Origin of the sequence: Kutzneria sp. NPDC051319 (genome assembly GCF_040682195.1) — a bacterium.
Lineage (GTDB): Bacteria > Actinomycetota > Actinomycetes > Mycobacteriales > Pseudonocardiaceae > Kutzneria.
The window spans coordinates 41743-57918 of the sequence record NZ_JBFBAM010000003.1 but is presented as its reverse complement, the minus strand read 5'-3'; the positions used below and the strand labels follow the sequence as shown (position 1 = coordinate 57918).

Annotated in this window: 13 protein-coding genes and 1 pseudogene; 8 read left to right on the top strand and 6 right to left on the bottom strand. The window is 70.4% G+C overall.

Annotation, left to right across the window (positions count from 1 at the left end; all coding sequences use genetic code 11):
- Window position 1 precedes the first annotated feature (1 nt).
- Window positions 2-784, bottom strand: a complete 783-nt coding sequence (locus AB0M73_RS03760; RefSeq protein ID WP_363886434.1) for an HAD family hydrolase — start codon at window positions 782-784, stop codon at window positions 2-4.
- Window positions 785-910: 126 nt separating this feature from the next.
- Here AB0M73_RS03760 and AB0M73_RS03755 point away from each other — a divergent pair, with 126 nt between their 5' ends.
- Complete coding sequence (locus tag AB0M73_RS03755) at window positions 911-1825, top strand: alpha/beta fold hydrolase (protein ID WP_363886431.1); 915 nt, start codon at window positions 911-913, stop codon at window positions 1823-1825.
- A gap of 31 nt (window positions 1826-1856) precedes the next feature.
- Here the strand turns inward: AB0M73_RS03755 and AB0M73_RS03750 are convergent, their stop codons facing one another.
- Window positions 1857-2516: a response regulator transcription factor gene (locus AB0M73_RS03750; RefSeq protein WP_363886428.1), complete on the bottom strand. Its 660-nt coding sequence runs from the start codon at window positions 2514-2516 to the stop codon at window positions 1857-1859.
- 5 nt (window positions 2517-2521) lie between these two features.
- Entirely contained in the window at window positions 2522-3739 is a 1218-nt protein-coding gene (locus AB0M73_RS03745) for a histidine kinase (RefSeq protein ID WP_363886425.1), read from the bottom strand.
- A 71-nt stretch (window positions 3740-3810) separates the two neighbouring features.
- On the opposite strand from AB0M73_RS03745, the gene AB0M73_RS03740 reads away from it, so the two are divergent.
- The 6 genes and pseudogenes from AB0M73_RS03740 (at window position 3811) to AB0M73_RS03715 (ending at window position 10759) form a co-directional block, all read left to right on the top strand.
- A complete protein-coding gene (locus AB0M73_RS03740; RefSeq protein WP_363886423.1) occupies window positions 3811-5346 on the top strand; it encodes a dynamin family protein in 1536 nt (511 codons plus the stop codon).
- Window positions 5333-5647: pseudogene (locus tag AB0M73_RS03735) on the top strand (nucleotide exchange factor GrpE); the annotation flags it as partial. The gene AB0M73_RS03740 and the pseudogene AB0M73_RS03735, both read left to right, overlap by 14 nt.
- A gap of 23 nt (window positions 5648-5670) precedes the next feature.
- Window positions 5671-7455 carry a dynamin family protein gene (locus AB0M73_RS03730; RefSeq protein WP_363886883.1) on the top strand — a complete coding sequence of 595 codons (1785 nt, stop codon included), beginning with the start codon at window positions 5671-5673 and terminating at the stop codon, window positions 7453-7455.
- A 71-nt stretch (window positions 7456-7526) separates the two neighbouring features.
- Window positions 7527-8198, top strand: a complete 672-nt coding sequence (locus tag AB0M73_RS03725; protein WP_363886422.1) for a hypothetical protein — start codon at window positions 7527-7529, stop codon at window positions 8196-8198.
- A 452-nt stretch (window positions 8199-8650) separates the two neighbouring features.
- On the top strand, window positions 8651-10462 hold the full coding sequence (locus AB0M73_RS03720; protein ID WP_363886419.1) for a phosphoenolpyruvate carboxykinase (GTP): 1812 nt from the start codon (window positions 8651-8653) through the stop codon (window positions 10460-10462).
- A gap of 123 nt (window positions 10463-10585) precedes the next feature.
- The gene (locus tag AB0M73_RS03715) at window positions 10586-10759 is read left to right on the top strand and encodes a hypothetical protein (RefSeq protein ID WP_363886416.1); all 174 of its coding nucleotides are present in this window, start codon (window positions 10586-10588) and stop codon (window positions 10757-10759) included.
- On the opposite strand, the gene AB0M73_RS03710 is transcribed toward AB0M73_RS03715, so the two are convergent.
- The 3 genes from AB0M73_RS03710 to AB0M73_RS03700 form a co-directional block, all read right to left on the bottom strand.
- On the bottom strand, window positions 10720-11943 hold the full coding sequence (locus AB0M73_RS03710; RefSeq protein ID WP_363886413.1) for an alpha/beta hydrolase: 1224 nt from the start codon (window positions 11941-11943) through the stop codon (window positions 10720-10722). The two genes, AB0M73_RS03715 and AB0M73_RS03710, sit on opposite strands and share 40 nt — an antisense overlap.
- A 49-nt stretch (window positions 11944-11992) precedes the next feature.
- Window positions 11993-12892, bottom strand: a complete 900-nt coding sequence (locus AB0M73_RS03705) for a septum formation family protein (protein WP_363886410.1) — start codon at window positions 12890-12892, stop codon at window positions 11993-11995.
- A 122-nt stretch (window positions 12893-13014) separates the two neighbouring features.
- Complete coding sequence (locus AB0M73_RS03700; protein ID WP_363886408.1) at window positions 13015-14316, bottom strand: hypothetical protein; 1302 nt, start codon at window positions 14314-14316, stop codon at window positions 13015-13017.
- Window positions 14317-14387: 71 nt separating this feature from the next.
- On the opposite strand from AB0M73_RS03700, the gene AB0M73_RS03695 reads away from it, so the two are divergent.
- Window positions 14388-16091: a M4 family metallopeptidase gene (locus AB0M73_RS03695; protein ID WP_363886405.1), complete on the top strand. Its 1704-nt coding sequence runs from the start codon at window positions 14388-14390 to the stop codon at window positions 16089-16091.
- Window positions 16092-16176: the final 85 nt, after the last annotated feature.

Genomic DNA, 16176 nt, shown 5'->3' with positions numbered 1-16176 from the left:
CTCATCGGAAAAGTCGGTCGAGCACGGTCGCCACGCCGTCCTCCGCGACGCTGCCGGTCACCTCGTCGGCGGCCTGTCGGACGTCGGCCGCGGCGCCACCCATGGCCACGCCCAGTGCGGCCCAGCGGAGCATCGCGATGTCGTTGTGTCCGTCGCCGAAAGCCACGGTGGCGTCCGGGGACACCCCCAGCTCCCTCCGGAGCTGCTCCAGCGCACTCGCCTTGGAGATGCCTTCGGCGACGACGGTCAGCCACGCGTCACTGTGATGGTCGTACGTCCACGTGACGCCCGCAATGGGTGAGACGTCCATCAGCTCGGCGAGTTGCGCCTTGGTGACACCGTTCCAGTAGGCGATCATGCGCGTGGTCGGGGTCGCGCCCAGCTCGTGGTCTTCGACCAGCCGGCGGGTGCCGGAGCCGTCGCCGGGATAGCCGGTGCTGACCCGGTTGCCGACGCCGGGCTCCTCCAGCGAGAAGGTCACGCCGGGCAACATGGCCCGCAGCCGGTCCATCACCGGGGCCGGCTCGAAGGTGGCCAGCGGGATGATTTCGCCGGTCGCCAGGTTGAGCCGCACCGCCCCGTTCGAGCACAGCGCGGTGCCGTCGGTGAAGCCGAGCAGCGTGACGACGGCCCGGACGCCGAGCACGGTGCGGCCGGTGGACAGCACGATGTGGGCGCCGGCGGCCCGGGCTCTGGCTATGGCGGCCAGCACGGCCGGTGAGATGGTCCCGGTCGAGTCCAGGATCGTGCCGTCCACGTCAAGGGCGATGAGAGCAGGGCGCACGACACGGAGCGTAACTACCTCCCCGGGGTGAATCCGCTGTGACCGCCATCACCGAAACGGAAACGAGTCGTTTCGGATAGTGCGCGCCGGCAACGGAGCCGGCGCCTACGGAAGCGGAGGGCGTCCGTGGGTCCTGTCGCACGCTCCTTGACCGGGCTTGTCCTGGTCACGGCCACGATGATCGTCTCAACCTCTGTCGCGTCGGCGAGCGAGTCCGCCGCCGGCCCGGCCCAACCCAGCATCATTTCGGCGGCGGTGTACGCCCTGGCTCATCCGACGGCGTCCCCGCCGGGATCGAACGACTTCTCCTGCCGGCCGACCGCGGCCCATCCGCGGCCGGTCGTGCTGTCCAACGGAACCGGGGCCAACGCCTACGACGACTGGGCCGGCCTGTCCGGAGTGCTCAAGCGGGACGGCTACTGCGTCTTCGCGCCCAATCTCGGCGGTCCCGAGGGCGGGATGTTCCAGGCAACCGGCGACATCCCCACCGTGGCCGGCCAGTTCGGCCAGTACGTCGACAAGGTGCTGGCGGCCACCGGAGCGTCCAAAGTGGACATCGTCGGGCACTCCCAGGGCGGCATGATGCCGCGCTACTACCTGAAGTTCCTCGGCGGCGCGGCCAAGGTCGGCACGCTCGTCGGGCTGGCGCCGTCCAATCACGGCACGAACCTGGACGGCCTGGTCGACGCCGTGCGCTCCCTGCCGGGCGGCGGCGACTTCGCCGACGGGGTGATCGGGGCCGTCTGCCCCGCCTGCGTGCAGCAGGAGGTCGGCTCCAGCTTTCTGACCAACCTCAACAGCGGCGGCGACACCATGTCCGGCGTGAACTACACCGTCGTCGCCACCCGCACCGACGAGGTCGTCACGCCCTACACCTCGGCCTACCTGACCGGGGCGACGGTGACCAACCACCGATTGCAGGACTACTGCCTGATCGACGGCACCGAGCACATCAACATCACCTACGACCACATCGCGATCCAGCTGGTGCGCAACGCCCTTGACCCGGCGCACGCCTGGACGCCCAACTGCCTGACGTAAACCGGGAACCCTGCCCTGGTCCGGCCCGGTCTCACACGTCGCCGGGTCGGACCAGCCCCGTCTCGTAGGCCAGCACCACGGCCTGCACGCGGTCCCGCAGCTCCAGCTTGGCCAGGATGCGGCCGACGTGCGTCTTGACCGTCGCCTCGGACAGGAACAGCGTCTTGGCCAGCTCCGTGTTGGACAGGCCCTTGGCGATCAGCACCAGCACCTCACGCTCACGTTCGGTGAGCACATCCAGCACCGACGCGTCGCGCAGCTCGCCGCCGCCGGAGGGGCCGAGGAAGCGGTCCAGCAGGCGCTTGGTCACGCTCGGCGACACCACCGCGTCGCCGCTGGCCACCGCCCGCAGCGCGGACACCAGGTCGGCCGGCGGCGTGTCCTTGAGCAGGAAGCCGCTGGCCCCGTTGCGCAGCGCCGACAGGGCGTACTCGTCCATGTCGAAGGTGGTCATCACCAGCACTTTGGCGGTGCCGGCCTCGGCAATCTGCTTGGTCGCCTCGACGCCGTCCAACCGCGGCATGCGCACGTCCATCAGCACCACGTCGGGCCGCAGCTCATCGGCCAGCTTCACCGCGTCCACGCCGTCCGCGGCCTCGCCGATCACCTCCAGGTCCTCCTGCGCGTTGAGCACCATGCGGAAGCCCATCCGCATCAGTTCCTGGTCGTCCACCAGCAGAACTCGGATCACGCACATCAGACTAGGGGTCCCTGCGCCGAGCCCACCGGCAGCACCGCGTGGACGCGCCAGCCGCCGCCGGGCCGGGGCCCGGCCTCCAGGCTGCCGCCGAGCACGCTGGCCCGTTCCCGCATGCCGATCAGCCCGTTGCCGCCGGACATGCCGGCCAGCTCGCGCGGCGTGCCGAAGCCGTCGTCGTCCACGACCACCTCGATCTTGTCGTCGGCCCTGGTCACGAACACGTCGGCCGACGCGCTGCCGCCGGCGTGCTTGAGCGAGTTGGTCAGCGCCTCCTGCACGATCCGGTACACCGACAGGCCGACGCCGGCGGGCAGGTCCTGCACGTCGCCGCGCAGGGTCAGGCTCACCGGCAGGCCCGCGCCGCGGACCTGCTCGGCCAGCTGCGGCAGCGAGCTGGTGTCCGGCTGCGGCAGGCGTTCGGTATCGCTCTGCGAGTCGCTGCGCATCAGGCCGAGCAGGCGCCGCAGCTCGCCCAGCGCCTGCCGGCCGGTGTCGGAGATCGTGGTCAGCGCCATCTGCGCCATCTGCGGATCCGACTGGAGCGCGTAGCTGGCCCCGTCGGCCTGCACGACCATCACGCTCACCGCGTGGGCGACGACGTCGTGCAGCTCACGGGCGATCCGCGTGCGTTCCTCGGCCACGGCGATGCGGGCCTGCTGGTCCCGTTCGACCTCGAGCAGCTTGAGCCGTTCCAGCAGCTCGGCGTTGAGTTGCCGGCGGGCCCCGACGAACTCCCCGACCGCCCAGCAGAAGCCGAAGACGCAGAAGATCATGAACAGCGAGAAGACGACGTACTGCGGATCCCGGATCCGCCACACTTCCCACAGGATGGTGCCCAGCAGCAGCCAGGCCGCGTAGATCAGGCCCTGCCGGCGGCCCACGTAGGCGACCATCGTGTACAGCGCGATGCCCAGCGCGAAGTCGGCCGGCCGCACCGGCACGCCGGTCATCTCGCCGTACGGGCCGTAGTCCACGTTGTGGGTGACCAGCTGCACGAAGGCCGCGACCAGGATGATGTTGCTGGTCAGCTTGGGCCGGGCCCGCCGGAAGATCAGCGGGCCCCACAGGAACAGCCCGACGAGCAGGTACACCCCCCGCGGTGTGCCGGCCAGGTTCTCGACCGTGCTGGCCAGGTCGGGCAGGCCCAGCAGCCCGGCGATCAGGGTGTCCCCGATCACCGGGTGAGCACGCATCCAGAGGCTCAGCCGTCGCACGCCCCCAGCCTAGGATCGCCACCTGCCCGTCAGCGTCGCCCTGGGGTATCACGCACAGCTACTACCCCAGAATGAGTGATCCACTGGGCCGCCATGGCACCATCAGCCGGGTGACCTCCTCCCTGGCCGGGCCGCTGTCCGCCGCGGTGGCGCGGTTGGTGCAGACGCTGCGGCCACAGGTCGGTCCGGCCACCGCCGCCGGCTTCGACGAGGTGGGCCGCCGGCTGGCCGCGCCGTTGCAGGTCGCCGTGGCCGGCCGCATCAAGTCCGGCAAGTCCACGCTGGTCAACGCCCTGATCGGGCGGCGGGTGGCGCCGGTCGGCGTCGGCGAGTGCACCCGGCTGGTGACCCGGTTCCAGTACGGCGCGGTGGACCGCATCGAGGTGGTCGGGGTCGACGGCTCGCGGCGGGTGCTGCCGTTCGACGCCGACGGCATGATCCCGGCCGACCTGGACGTGGACATCGAGACGGTGTCTCACCTGGAGGCGTATCTCACCAACGACGTGTTGCGGGAACTGACCGTGATCGACACGCCGGGGCTGGGCTCCCTGGACGCCGATTCGGTCGCGCGGACCGAGAAGCTGCTGGACCAGGTGTCGCAGGACGCGGTGGCCGGGGCCGAGGCCGTGCTGTACGTGTTCACGCAGACCGTGCGGGCCGACGACCAGGAGACGTTGCGGGCCTTCACCGCGGCGACCGCCGGCCGCGACGCCGGCCCGGTCAACGCCATCGCCGTGCTGAACAAGGCCGACACCATCCCGCCGGAGTCGGTCGCCGGTTCCCACGGCGACGTCTGGCGGGCGGCGGCGATCCTGGCCGGCCGGCAGGCCGTGACGCTGCGACCCCGCGTCGCCGACGTGCTGCCGGTGATCGGGCTGCTGGCCGAGTCGACCGAGTCCGGGGCGTTCACCTCGGCCGACGCCGACGCGCTGCACGCCTTGGCCGAGCTCGACGAAGCCAGCCGGCAGACCATGCTGATGTCGGCGGACCTGTTCACGACCTGGGAGTGCGAGGTGCCGGCCGCGACCCGGGCGCGGTTGCTGGCCAAGCTCGACCTGTACGGCATCGACCGCGCCGTGGCGGCCATCCAGGCCGAGCCGGGCATCACCGCCGGGGCTCTGCGCCGGGCGCTGCTCGACGCCTCCGGCCTCGACGCCGTCCGGTCGAAGCTGGACGGCGTGTTCCGGGCTCGGGCCGACGGCATCAAGGCCGCCGCCGCACTGGCCTCCGTGACGGCGCTGGCCGCCGGCGACCCGGCCGAGCGCAAGCGGGTCAACGATGCCATCGAGCAGCTGCTCGGCCGGCCCGAGGCGCACCAGCTGCGGCTGCTGGAGGCGCTGACGTTGATCACCGCCAACGCCGTGGCGATGCCCGAGGACCTGGCCGAGGAGGTGCTGCGGGTCGGCGGCTCCGGCAGCGTTCCCGAGCAGCTGGGCCTGGTCGGCCGTCCGCCGCACGAGCTCGTCGCCTACGCGCTGGAGCGGGCCGGCTGGTGGCGCTCGTTCGCTTCGTTCGGGGCCACTCCCGCCCAAAGCCGGGTCGCGCACGTCGTGCATCGGGCATATTTCCTCATCTGGCAGCAGTTGAGGGGGGCCGGTGGAGGCTGAACAGGCGCTGGACGAGCGCCGGGCACTGATCGGCATGTGCCTGTACGCGCTGGACCGGGCCCGCAGCGCCGGCGTGGTCGAGCGGTTGGAGGCCGGGCTGGCCGAGGTCGGCGTGCGGGCGGTCCGTCCCGACGGTGAGCGGTTCGACCCGGCCGTGCACGAGGCCGGCGGCGGCGAGGCCACCGACGATCCGGCGCTGGTCGGGCTGATCGCCGAGACCGAGGTCCCCGGCTTCGTCGACCGCGGACAGTCGCTGCGGGCCCCGATCGTGATCGTCTACATCGGGCGGGAGTCTTCGTGACGCCGACTCCGCAGCTGCCGCAGATGGTGAAGCAGGCCCGGGAGCGGCTGGCCGCCTTGCTGCGTGAGCACGACAAGCGCGCCGCCGACCAGGTCGACAAGGTGCTGGCCGGCCGCGGTTCGACGCCGTCGATCGTGGTCGTCGGCGAGACCAACCGGGGCAAGAGCTCCCTGGTCAACGCCTTGATCGCGACGCCGGGACTGTCCCCGGTGGACGCCGACGTGGCCACCGCGAGCTATCTCGTGCTGCGGCACGGCGAGTCGTGGGCGGCGCGGGCCTGTTACGCCGAACCGATCGAGTTCCCGATCGAGGACCTCGGCCGCTGGATCACCGGCGTCGAGCAGCAGCCGCCACGGCACGTGGACGTCCAGGCCCCGATCCCGTTGCTCCAGCGCCTGTCCATTGTGGATACTCCGGGCGTCGGCGGGCTCAACTCCATGCACGGAGAGCTGGCCGCCGAGGCCGCAGCAACGGCGACGGCGCTGCTGTTCGTTGTGGACGCCTCGTCGCCGTTCACCCGCGGCGAGCTGGATTTCCTTGTCACGGTTGGAGAACGCGTCGAGACGGTGCTGTTCGCGCTGACCAAGGTGGATCAGTTCCGCGGCTGGCGGGAGATCCTGGACGCCGACCAGAAGCTGCTGGCCGAGCACGCCCCCCGGTTCGCCGGCGCGAAGTTCCACGCCGTGTCGCCGCGCTTGTTCGAGATGGCCGCCAAGGCCCCGAACGCCTCCGCGGCCGCGTTGCTGCGGGAGAAGTCCGGCGTCGGCGAGCTCCAGATCGCCGTGCAGGAGCTGGTCGTCGGCCGATCGCTGATGCTGGCCGAGGCCAATGCCCTGCGCACGTTGACCACCGCCATCGGCGAGGTCGTGGCGCGGCTGCAGGCCTCCGTGCGGGCCCTGGACACCGGGCACGAGGAGGCCGACGCGCTGCGGGCCCGGCGCGACAAGCTGGCCGCCGAGCGCAAGTCGTCCACCCGCAGTTGGCAGGTCAAGCTGCGCACCGAGGTCCAGCGGGCGCGGCTGGAGTCCTCGCACGAGGTCAGCCGGCAGATCCGGGATGCCCAGTCGTGGTTCCGGCAGGCCATCGACAGCGCCGGCAAGGATGCCCTGGCCGCCCTGCCGCAGCAGCTCGACGCCGCTTTGCAGGTCATTTCGGCGCGGATCACCGCCGTGCTCACCGATCGCCTCGGCCGGGCCGCCGACGCCGCCCTGGCCTCGTTGTTCTCGACTTCCGAACTGGCGGTGATCCGGGCCCAGTTCGCCCGCGGCGCCCATCCCCCGGTGGTTCTCCGTGCGCCGGAGAAGCGGGCCGCGACGGCCGAGGACCGGCTGCTGGTGTTCATGGGCATCTCCGGCGGCATGGGCGCCGGCCGCATCGCCGCGCTGCCTCTCGCCGGCATCGGCGTCGCCGCGTTGAACCCCATCGTGCTGCCCGTGACCATCGTGCTCGGTCTCGGCGCCGGCTACTGGATGGCCCGCACCCGCAAGCACCTGGCCGACAAGCAGCACATGCGGCAGTGGCTGTCCGATGCGCTGGCCGACGCCCGGTCCACCCTCGACCAGCTGGTGTCCGAGCAGCTCATCGACGCCGAGGGGCAGCTGTCGCTGGCCCTCGACGAGGCGCTGACCAGCCGCGTCGAGGCCATCGAGGACGAGCTGCGCGAGGTCGACAAGGCCCTCAAGCTCGACGCCGCCGAGCGCTCCGCCCGCCTCCAGGCCGTCGGCCAGCAGCTCGCCGACGTCGTCTCCGCCCGTGACCGCGGCGAGGCCCTGCTCGGCGCCATGCGTCAGCTCCGCGACCGTGGCTGACTGGTTGTGGGAACCGATCCGCCCTACCGTGAGTCCAACCAGGAACACAGGGCGGATTCGGGGGTAGTGCGGTGTACATCGACAACACTGGCGACGACGGTCACGAGCTGAAGATCGAGATCGACGGCCACGAGTACACCGAAGAGGCCAGCGAGAGCTACCACCACGACGGCGCCATGGACACCGCCGAGGTCGACGGCGACGACGGGCGGGTCGACTACACCGACACCGACCACGACGGCACCGCCGACCTGGCCACCCGGTACGACGACAACGGCCAGCAGATCAGCCAGTCCCATTTCGACGCCACCTCCGGCCAGTGGACTGCGGCCACCGGCGGCTCCGCCCCCGCCGGCTCCATGACCGTCGACACCGCCCATGGTGACCAGAACGTCGGCCCCGCCACCGCCGACACCACCAACAGCGGCCACAACGACACCGCCGTGGTCACCGACGCCTCGGGCAACACGTTCCTCTACACCGACACCGACGGCGACGGCCGGGCCGACTACGCCATGGAGATCGACACCAAGGGCCAGGTGACCATCTCCGAGCACACCGGCGAGCACCAGTGGACCCAGGTCGAGCACGGCCACATCGACGCCGGCGGCAACTATCAGAAGGACACCGCCGAGGGCGTCCTGGAGTTCGGCGCCGACGACCGCTCCTGGGGCGGCAACGACCAGGGCTCCGGCGGCCAGCGCATGATCAGCACCGACTCCACCACCGGCGAGTGGTCCTGACGTCGGCGTGCGCAAGCGGTAGTGGCGGCGGTCGCAGGTAAGGCAGGACACATCCCCGATACCATCCGGTGTCGGGGATGTCTCGTTTTCCCATCGCATTTCGTGGGGTCGATCCACGTGGTCCGTGATGGTCTGAACCAATAGTTATTCAGAAACGATTCCGGAGTGACCGGCGTTACAGGGTGGAAGCGCTCTCATTGATCGGATTCAGGGGTCTTGGCGTGCGCAAAAAGAGTGCTGAATCGATTCCTTGATCGCTTATGTGAGGTGGCTGACAGGTGAACGGTCGGCCACTCCCGCGTAACCCCGATACAGTTGGGCATCCCCTAAACACCTCACACCCGGACGCCGCCGGGTGTGGTTGCGCATTTCCACCACGGACGCCGTCGTCTGCAACAGGGACAGCGGCGTCCCTGTGCTTTCGTCCGGCACACCCCAGGGCAGGAGACGAGATGACCGCACTGACCATCCCCGGTCTCGACCAGGCACCGACCACCAACGAACGGCTGTTGACCTGGGTGCAGGAGGTGGCCGAGCTGACCACCCCCGAGCGGGTGGTGTGGGTGGACGGCTCCGAGGAGGAGTCGGAGCGCATCAACGCGGCCCTGGTCGACGCGGGCACCTTCGTGCCTCTGAAGAAGAAGCCGAACTCGTACTGGGCGGCCTCGGATCCGACGGACGTCGCTCGCGTCGAGGAGCGGACCTTCATCTGTTCTGTCGACCCGGAAGACGCGGGCCCGACGAACAACTGGATGAACCCGGCCGAGATGAAGGCCATCATGACCGAGCTCTACCGGGGCTGCATGCGTGGTCGCACGATGTACGTGATTCCGTTCTGCATGGGGCCGCTGTCGGCCGAGAAACCCATGCTGGGTGTGGAGATCACCGATTCCGAATACGTGGTCGCCTCGATGCGGATCATGACCCGTATGGGGGCCAAGGCGTTGGCCCGCTTCACCGATGACGCGGAGTACGTGGAGGCGCTGCATTCCGTGGGCGCGCCGCTGGAGCCGGGTCAGGACGACGTGGCGTGGCCGTGCAACGACACGAAGTACATCACGCAGTTCCCGGAGGAGCGCCGCATCTGGTCCTTCGGCTCGGGCTACGGCGGCAACGCCCTGCTGGGCAAGAAGTGCTACTCGCTGCGCATCGCCTCGGCGATGGCCCGCGACGAGGGCTGGCTGGCCGAGCACATGCTGATCCTCAAGCTGATCTCGCCGGAGGACAAGGTCCACTACATCGCGGCCGCCTTCCCGTCGGCCTGCGGCAAGACCAACCTGGCGATGCTGGAGCCGACCATCCCGGGCTGGCGCGTGGAGACGCTGGGCGACGACATCGCGTGGATGCGCTTCGGCGAGGACGGCCGGCTCTACGCCGTCAACCCGGAGTACGGCTTCTTCGGCGTCGCGCCGGGCACCGACTACCACACCAACCCGAACGCGATGCGCACCATCGCCAAGGGCAACTCGATCTTCACCAACGTGGCGCTGACCGACGACGGCGACATCTGGTGGGAGGGCATGGGCGAGAAGCCCGCGCACCTCACCTCGTGGAAGAAGCAGGACTGGACGCCGGAGTCGACGGAGCTCTCGTCGCACCCGAACTCCCGCTACTGCACGCCGATGCAGCAGTGCCCGATCCTCGCGCCGGAGTGGGACGACCCCCAGGGCGTGCCGATCTCGGCCATCTTCTTCGGCGGCCGCCGCGCCACCACGGTGCCGCTGGTCACCGAGTCCCGCGACTGGCAGCACGGCGTGTTCATGGGCGCCACCCTGTCCAGCGAGACCACGGCCGCCGCGGTCGGCCAGGTCGGCGTGGTGCGCCGCGACCCGATGGCCATGCTGCCGTTCATCGGCTACAACGCGGGCGACTACTTCAACCACTGGATCCAGCTGGGCAAGAACGCCAACGCGGAGAAGCTGCCCAAGATCTTCTACGTGAACTGGTTCCGTCGCGGCGAAGACAAGGGCTTCCTGTGGCCCGGGTTCGGCGAGAACAGCCGCGTGCTGAAGTGGGCCATCGAGCGCTTGGAGGGCACGGCCGCGGCCGAGGAGACGCCGATCGGTTACGTGCCGACGCCGGCCGACCTCGACCTGTCCGGCCTGGACGCCTCGACCGGCGAGATCGCCGCCGCGCTGGCCTTCGACGCGCAGGAGTGGCGGGCGGAGCTGCCGCTGATCGAGGAGTGGTTCGCCAAGATCGGCGACAAGCTGCCGACCTCGCTGCGTGACGAGTTCGAGGCCCTCAAGCAGCGCCTGGGCTGAGTTTTCGGCCGGCATCAAGGTCCCAATGACGTGACCCTGATGCCGGCCGATTTGTGTCCGCCGTACGAGTGAGCAACCGGACACGGGCGTCCGGCGTCCTCCTCTTGAAGGAGGAGGTGCCCAGTGATTTTCGCGGCGCTGGCCATGCTGGTGCTCGCGGCGATCGCCCTACCGATGGCGACCATCGCGCTCTCCAGATCGGCCCAGAAGACCACCGTCGCCGACGGGGAGCAGGACTCCCCGCTGACGACGACAGATCAGTTCGAGCTCGGCAGCGACCCGGCCGCCGCGCGGTAGGCGGCGGCCTTGTCCACCGCCGAGACCGGCGCGGCCTGGGCCGGGACCGGCAGCGGCACGCCGGCGCAGGTGCTGTCCCGCGGCGGCACGACGCCGTCGACGATGAACGACTCGACGGTGTTGTCCACACACGTGTTGCCCGTCGAGGCGTAGACGCCGTGATCGCCCTGGCCCTGCACGGTCAGCAGCCGGGAATTGGCGAACGCCTTGTGCGCCAACACCGCGCCCTCGTACGGCGTGGCCGGGTCGTGCGTGTCCTGGACCATCAGGATCGGCGGCAGGCCACGGCCGTCGGGCGTGGGCATGCGCAGGCTGGGCCGGTGCCAGGACAGGCACGGCTGGCTGATCGTGGAGTAGCCGATCAGCGGGTACTTCTTGCCGGACTGCCCGGAATCCCGGATCAGGGACTGCTTGTCGCCGTGCCACGCGGTGTCGTTGCACAGGATCGACGTGAACGTGGACAGGAACGCGTCGGCCGAGATCGGCTGCAGCGACCGGGTGGTGTGCGCGGCGAACGCGCCACCGCCGACGACCGACTCCAGCACGGCGAAGTTCTGCGCCAGCACCGAGAAGTTGCGGGACGAGTACATGGCGCCGACGATCATGTTGTCCAGCGCGACGCCGTTGTACGTGGTGCCGCCGATGACCGGCGGGGCGGCCGCCATCTTGGCCCGCAGCTGCTCGTACATCTGGTTCACGGCCGCGGCGGTGGCGCCGAGGTGGAAGGTCGAGTCGTACTTGGCCGCCCAGGGCTGGAAGTCCTCCTGGAACCGGCGCTGGAAGCCCAGCGGCTGCCAGGCGAACGAGTCCTGCCAGTCGGTGGTGAAGTTGGTGTTGGAGTCCAGCACGAACCTGCCGACCCGGTTGGGGAAGTAGGTCGCGTAGTAGGCGCCGAGCCAGGTGCCGCCGGAGTAGCCGACCCAATTGATCTTGTCGCGGCCCAGCAGGGCGCGCAGCAGGTCCAGGTCCTTCACGGTCTGCTCGGTGTTCACGAACGGCCCGAACTCGCCGCCGAACTGCTGGCAGTACTGGGCCGTCAGCTTGGCCGAGTTGATCAGCAGGTTCAGGTTGCCCTGGCTGCGGTCCCGGTAGTCCAGGGTGGACCCGATGTCCAGGCCGCCGTTGCAGGTGGTGTTGCTGCTGTCGCCCGTGCCGCCCGCGAACGGACGGCACCCGGCGCTCACGGTTCGGAGTGCTCAGCTCACCGTGCGTCGAAGGGTGCTGTCACCGCGGTCAGGCCGGAAGGGGACGGTTTCCGATGTTGTGGAGTCGCGCGCCGACCGGTCGGGCGGCTTCGGCGTAGCAGATGAGGTTGGTGTAGCCCTGCGACCAGGCCTGCCGGGTGTCCGGGGCGCGCCAGGTGTAGGTGATGTCCGACCGCGCATCCGTGCCCAGATAGCTGGTCAGCTCCTGCGAGCACCGGGTGCGGGCGACCTCGTTGATGGTGTCCGCGGCCGGCATCGGATCGGTGGAACGGCCCAGCGCCTGCACGCCCGGCATGGCTTCGCCGAGGTGTGGCTTGTCGCACGGGCCGAACTTCAGGGTCTGGCTCTGCGACGGCGAGGAGACCGTGCAGGTCTGGTACCGGGCGAAGCCGGCGCCGGTCAGCACGTGCTTGAGCGAGCCGGTGATGGTGATCGGATTGCCGGCGGAGTCGATCTGGGTGGCCGCGCAGACCAGCCAGCGCTCGCCCTGCGTCCAGGCCTCGGCCTGCGGCCAGAACGCCCAGGCCTGAAGGTCGGTGGCGTCGGCGTCGTGGCTGCCGAGGTACTCGGCCAGCGCGTCCCGGCACGGCGGCAGCGCGGCCTTGGTCATGGTGGTGTCGTCTGGCAGCGAACTGGGCAGCCCGTCGGGCAGATCGCCGATCAGCGTCACCTCGCCCTGGTGCGGATCGACGCAGGTCACGGTCTTGTGAGCGGCGTCGATGCAGGCACCGACGGCCGGCAGCGCGTCCCGGCTGACGCCGCCGCTGTCCACCCGCGGCATCGGCAGCGGCGCCGCGCCGCCGGCGTTGTCGGGGGAGCTCGGCGTCGCGCTCGCGGGCTGGGACAGGTCCGTGGCCGGTCTGCCGCAGGCGCCCACCATGCCAACCAATGCCAGCACGATCACCGCCAACCAGCCGCCCCGCACCATGGACCTCCTCGTCCGAATCGCCTATGGGTCGTTCGACCGTACCGGCTCAACCAGCAGGCAAGCTGGCAGTGACCTGAGGGATGCTCCGGGCAAGCAGCATCCCCCAGGTCGTGTTACCCAGGTCAGCTCAAACCACTCACCGCCGCCGTGACCAGTGCCACGGTTTGGTCGGCGATGGCGGTCCGGCGCGCCTCGAAGGCCGCGTCGGTCAGCGCGGTCGAACCGGCCGGCTCACCCAGCACGGGCGTGTGCAGGTGCCCGCCGCGCACGGCTGTGGCCCCCAGGCCGATGCGCACCCGGTTGGACCGGTACATGCTCTCGTTGGACAGGTAGTCGCCGCCGCCACCCTGCGCGGCGACCTCACCGGGCTTGGGCTGGTCGGTGCGGCAGACCTGCTGGCCGGTGCCGGGGTGCGAGCTGTCCGACCAGACGCAGAACAGCAGGTCGAAGTTGACCTTGTAGCTGCCGGTGGGCGTGGCCTGCATCTGCTGGTACGGCAGCGTGGTCTCGATGAACGAGTCGGTCGGCTGCGGCCAGCCGGCGGCCGCCGGGACCGGGCCGGTGGCGCCGACGTTGTTGTTGTCGGGGAAGCCGCCGCGCCAGCCGCCGGCCCAGCGCTCGATGTCGAACTGGTCGGGGCGGCCCTGGCTGATGGTCATGATCATGTCCGGTCGGCGGGCGGTGTCCTTGATCGCCGTGCCGTAGGCGGCCTCGACGATGCCCTGGTCGAAGTAGCCCCAGACCACCGGGAAGGTCACCGCCTGCACCACGGCCGGGCCGGTGGGTGTGCTGATGGTCAGTCCGTCCAGCTGGAGCGCGGACGCGCCGGCCGGGTTGGAGATGCGCACCCCGGTGCCGTCCAGCTCGAACGGGTCGAAGCCGCTGACCATGATCTTCTTGACGCCGCCGCCGGTCGGCAGCTTGTCCGAGTTGAGGCCGCGGGAGCCGTGGTCGAGCGCGGTGAGCAGGGCGGTGCGGTCGGCAGCCGACAGGGCGAAGCGCGGCTGCCACTGCCGCAAGGCCTTGCTCATCTGGAGTCGGGCCCAGTACAGCGGGCGGTCGTCGTGGGTGTCGAGCGTGCCCATGCCGGGGCGGCGGCCCTGGGCGCGGTCGACGGCGGTCTGCCAGAGGTTGTCGCCGGCGGCGGTCACCAGCTGCCGCGCGGCCGACGTGGACTTCGTCGCGCACAGCTTGGTGGTGAGGTCGCCGACCAGCGGGTCGAAGCCGGCCTGGGTGACCAGCGTCGGGCCGACGGCGGGGCCGCCGGCCGGCATGGTCGCGGTCAGCCGCTGCTCCTCGACCGTGAGCTTGGCGTTGGTGGTGAAGCACTGCGCCGCCGGCGCGGCCTGGGCGACCGTGGGACTGAGCAGGGTCAACGCGAGCACGGCCGGGGCTAAGACGTGAACTTTCTTCGTAATCGCCACCTGAACGAGTGTCGTGCATCCGTGCGTAGAGCAACACGGCAAGTAGTCGGGTTTCCGGGCGGAGGTCATGCGTGGCACGCAGAGGCTTGGCCGGCGATGTGGCGATCGTCGGAGTGGCAGTGCTGCTCGCGTCCGGTGTGCTCGTCGCGGTGGCGGCCCCGAACGCCAAGGTGCAAGCGTTTGCCCACGAGCTGACCGGCGGTGATGACCCGCCCGCGGTGCCGCTGCCCGGCCCGCAGCCGAAGGTCTCCACGGGCACGCCGACGCCGACCACCGGCGTGCGGGCGCAGATCACCGTGCAGACCGACGCCACCGGCCGGATCGTCGGGCTGCTGCCGCAGACCCCGCTGCCCTCGACCGGCGGCAACTCCCCGCTGGCCGCCGCCCAGTCCCACCTGCCCGACATCGCCCAGGTCTGGCAGGTCGACCCGGACTCGCTCCAGGTGGCCGACGTGCGGCCGGTGCCGTTCGGCACAGTCGTCCGGTACCAGCAGATGATCAACGGCGTGCCGGTGCTCGGCGGCCAGATCGTCGAGGCGCTGGGCAAGGACGGCTCCCTGGTCAGCGCGGTCGGCAAGACCGCACGGGCCCGGTCCGGCGACTTCCCCGCCGACCCCTCGCGGACGATCCAGGCCGCCGGGCAGAAGGCCGTCGCCGCGACCGCCGACGCCAAGAAGCTGCCGGCCAAGAACCTGAACGTGCAGTCCACCGAGCAGTACTGGTGGGATCCGACCCTGGGCGGCGTCACCGGCGCGGCCGTCGCCAAACCGGTCTATGTGGTGCACATCCGGGGCACCCAGGCCGACCAGCAGTGGTCCATGGTCGTCGGGGCCACCCACACCGACGTCGTGCAGTCCTGGTCGGAGACCCGGGAGGCCACCAACCGGGACGTCTGCGACGCGCGGCGACGGGTGGTCAGCGGCAGCCTGACCTCGATCCGCTGCGGCACGGCGTTCCCGGTCGTGCGCAACGAGGCCGGCGGCAGCGGCGCGGGCGACGTCGGCAACGTCTTCAAGTTCTTCGGCGACGCGCAGACCTTCTACGCCCGGTTCACCGGCCTCGACCTGACCACCCTGATCGGCGCCGACTACGGCGACGGCAACGGCAAGGCCATCCGCGGCACGGTCCGGGTCTGCGTCACCGGCGACCGCTGCCCCTTCCTCAACGCCTTCTGGGACGGCGAGCAGATGGCCTTCGGCGAGGGCGTGACCACCGAGGACATCACCGGCCACGAGCTCACCCACGGCGTCACCCAGCACACGTCGGGCCTGCAGGGAGGCCAGGCCGACGCCATCAACGAGGGCATGTCCGACGTGTTCGGCAAGTTCATCGGCATCACCGCCGGCGATCCGAACGACGCCGGCGCCAACCGCTGGTTCATCGGCGCCGGCTCGGCCATCGGCGTCATCCGGGACATGCGCAACCCCCAGCGGTTCCAGCAGCCGGACCGGGTCAACGGCCCGTTCTGGGTGACCGACAACCCCGATGTGCACGCCAACGACGGCGTGGTCAACAAGGCGGCGTTCCTGATCACCGACGGGGCCGCGTTCAACGGCCGGACCGTGCGCGGGCTGGGCGTGACCAAGGCGGTGGAGGTGTGGTTCGGCGTGGAGAACCTGCTCACGCCGCGGTCCACCTTCCAGGACCTGGGCAACGCGCTGACCATCTCGTGCCGGGCCAATCTCGCCTCGGGCGTCGCCGGCATCACCCAGGACGACTGCGCGCAGGTGGCGGGCGCGGTCAGCGCCACCCAGCTGGATCAGGCGCCGAGCTGACCGAATCCGTGGTCTCGGCACCTCGACGGTCACAATTCAGACACCTGATCACCTGATCGGGGCGGCCACGATCATCCCGGCTTAA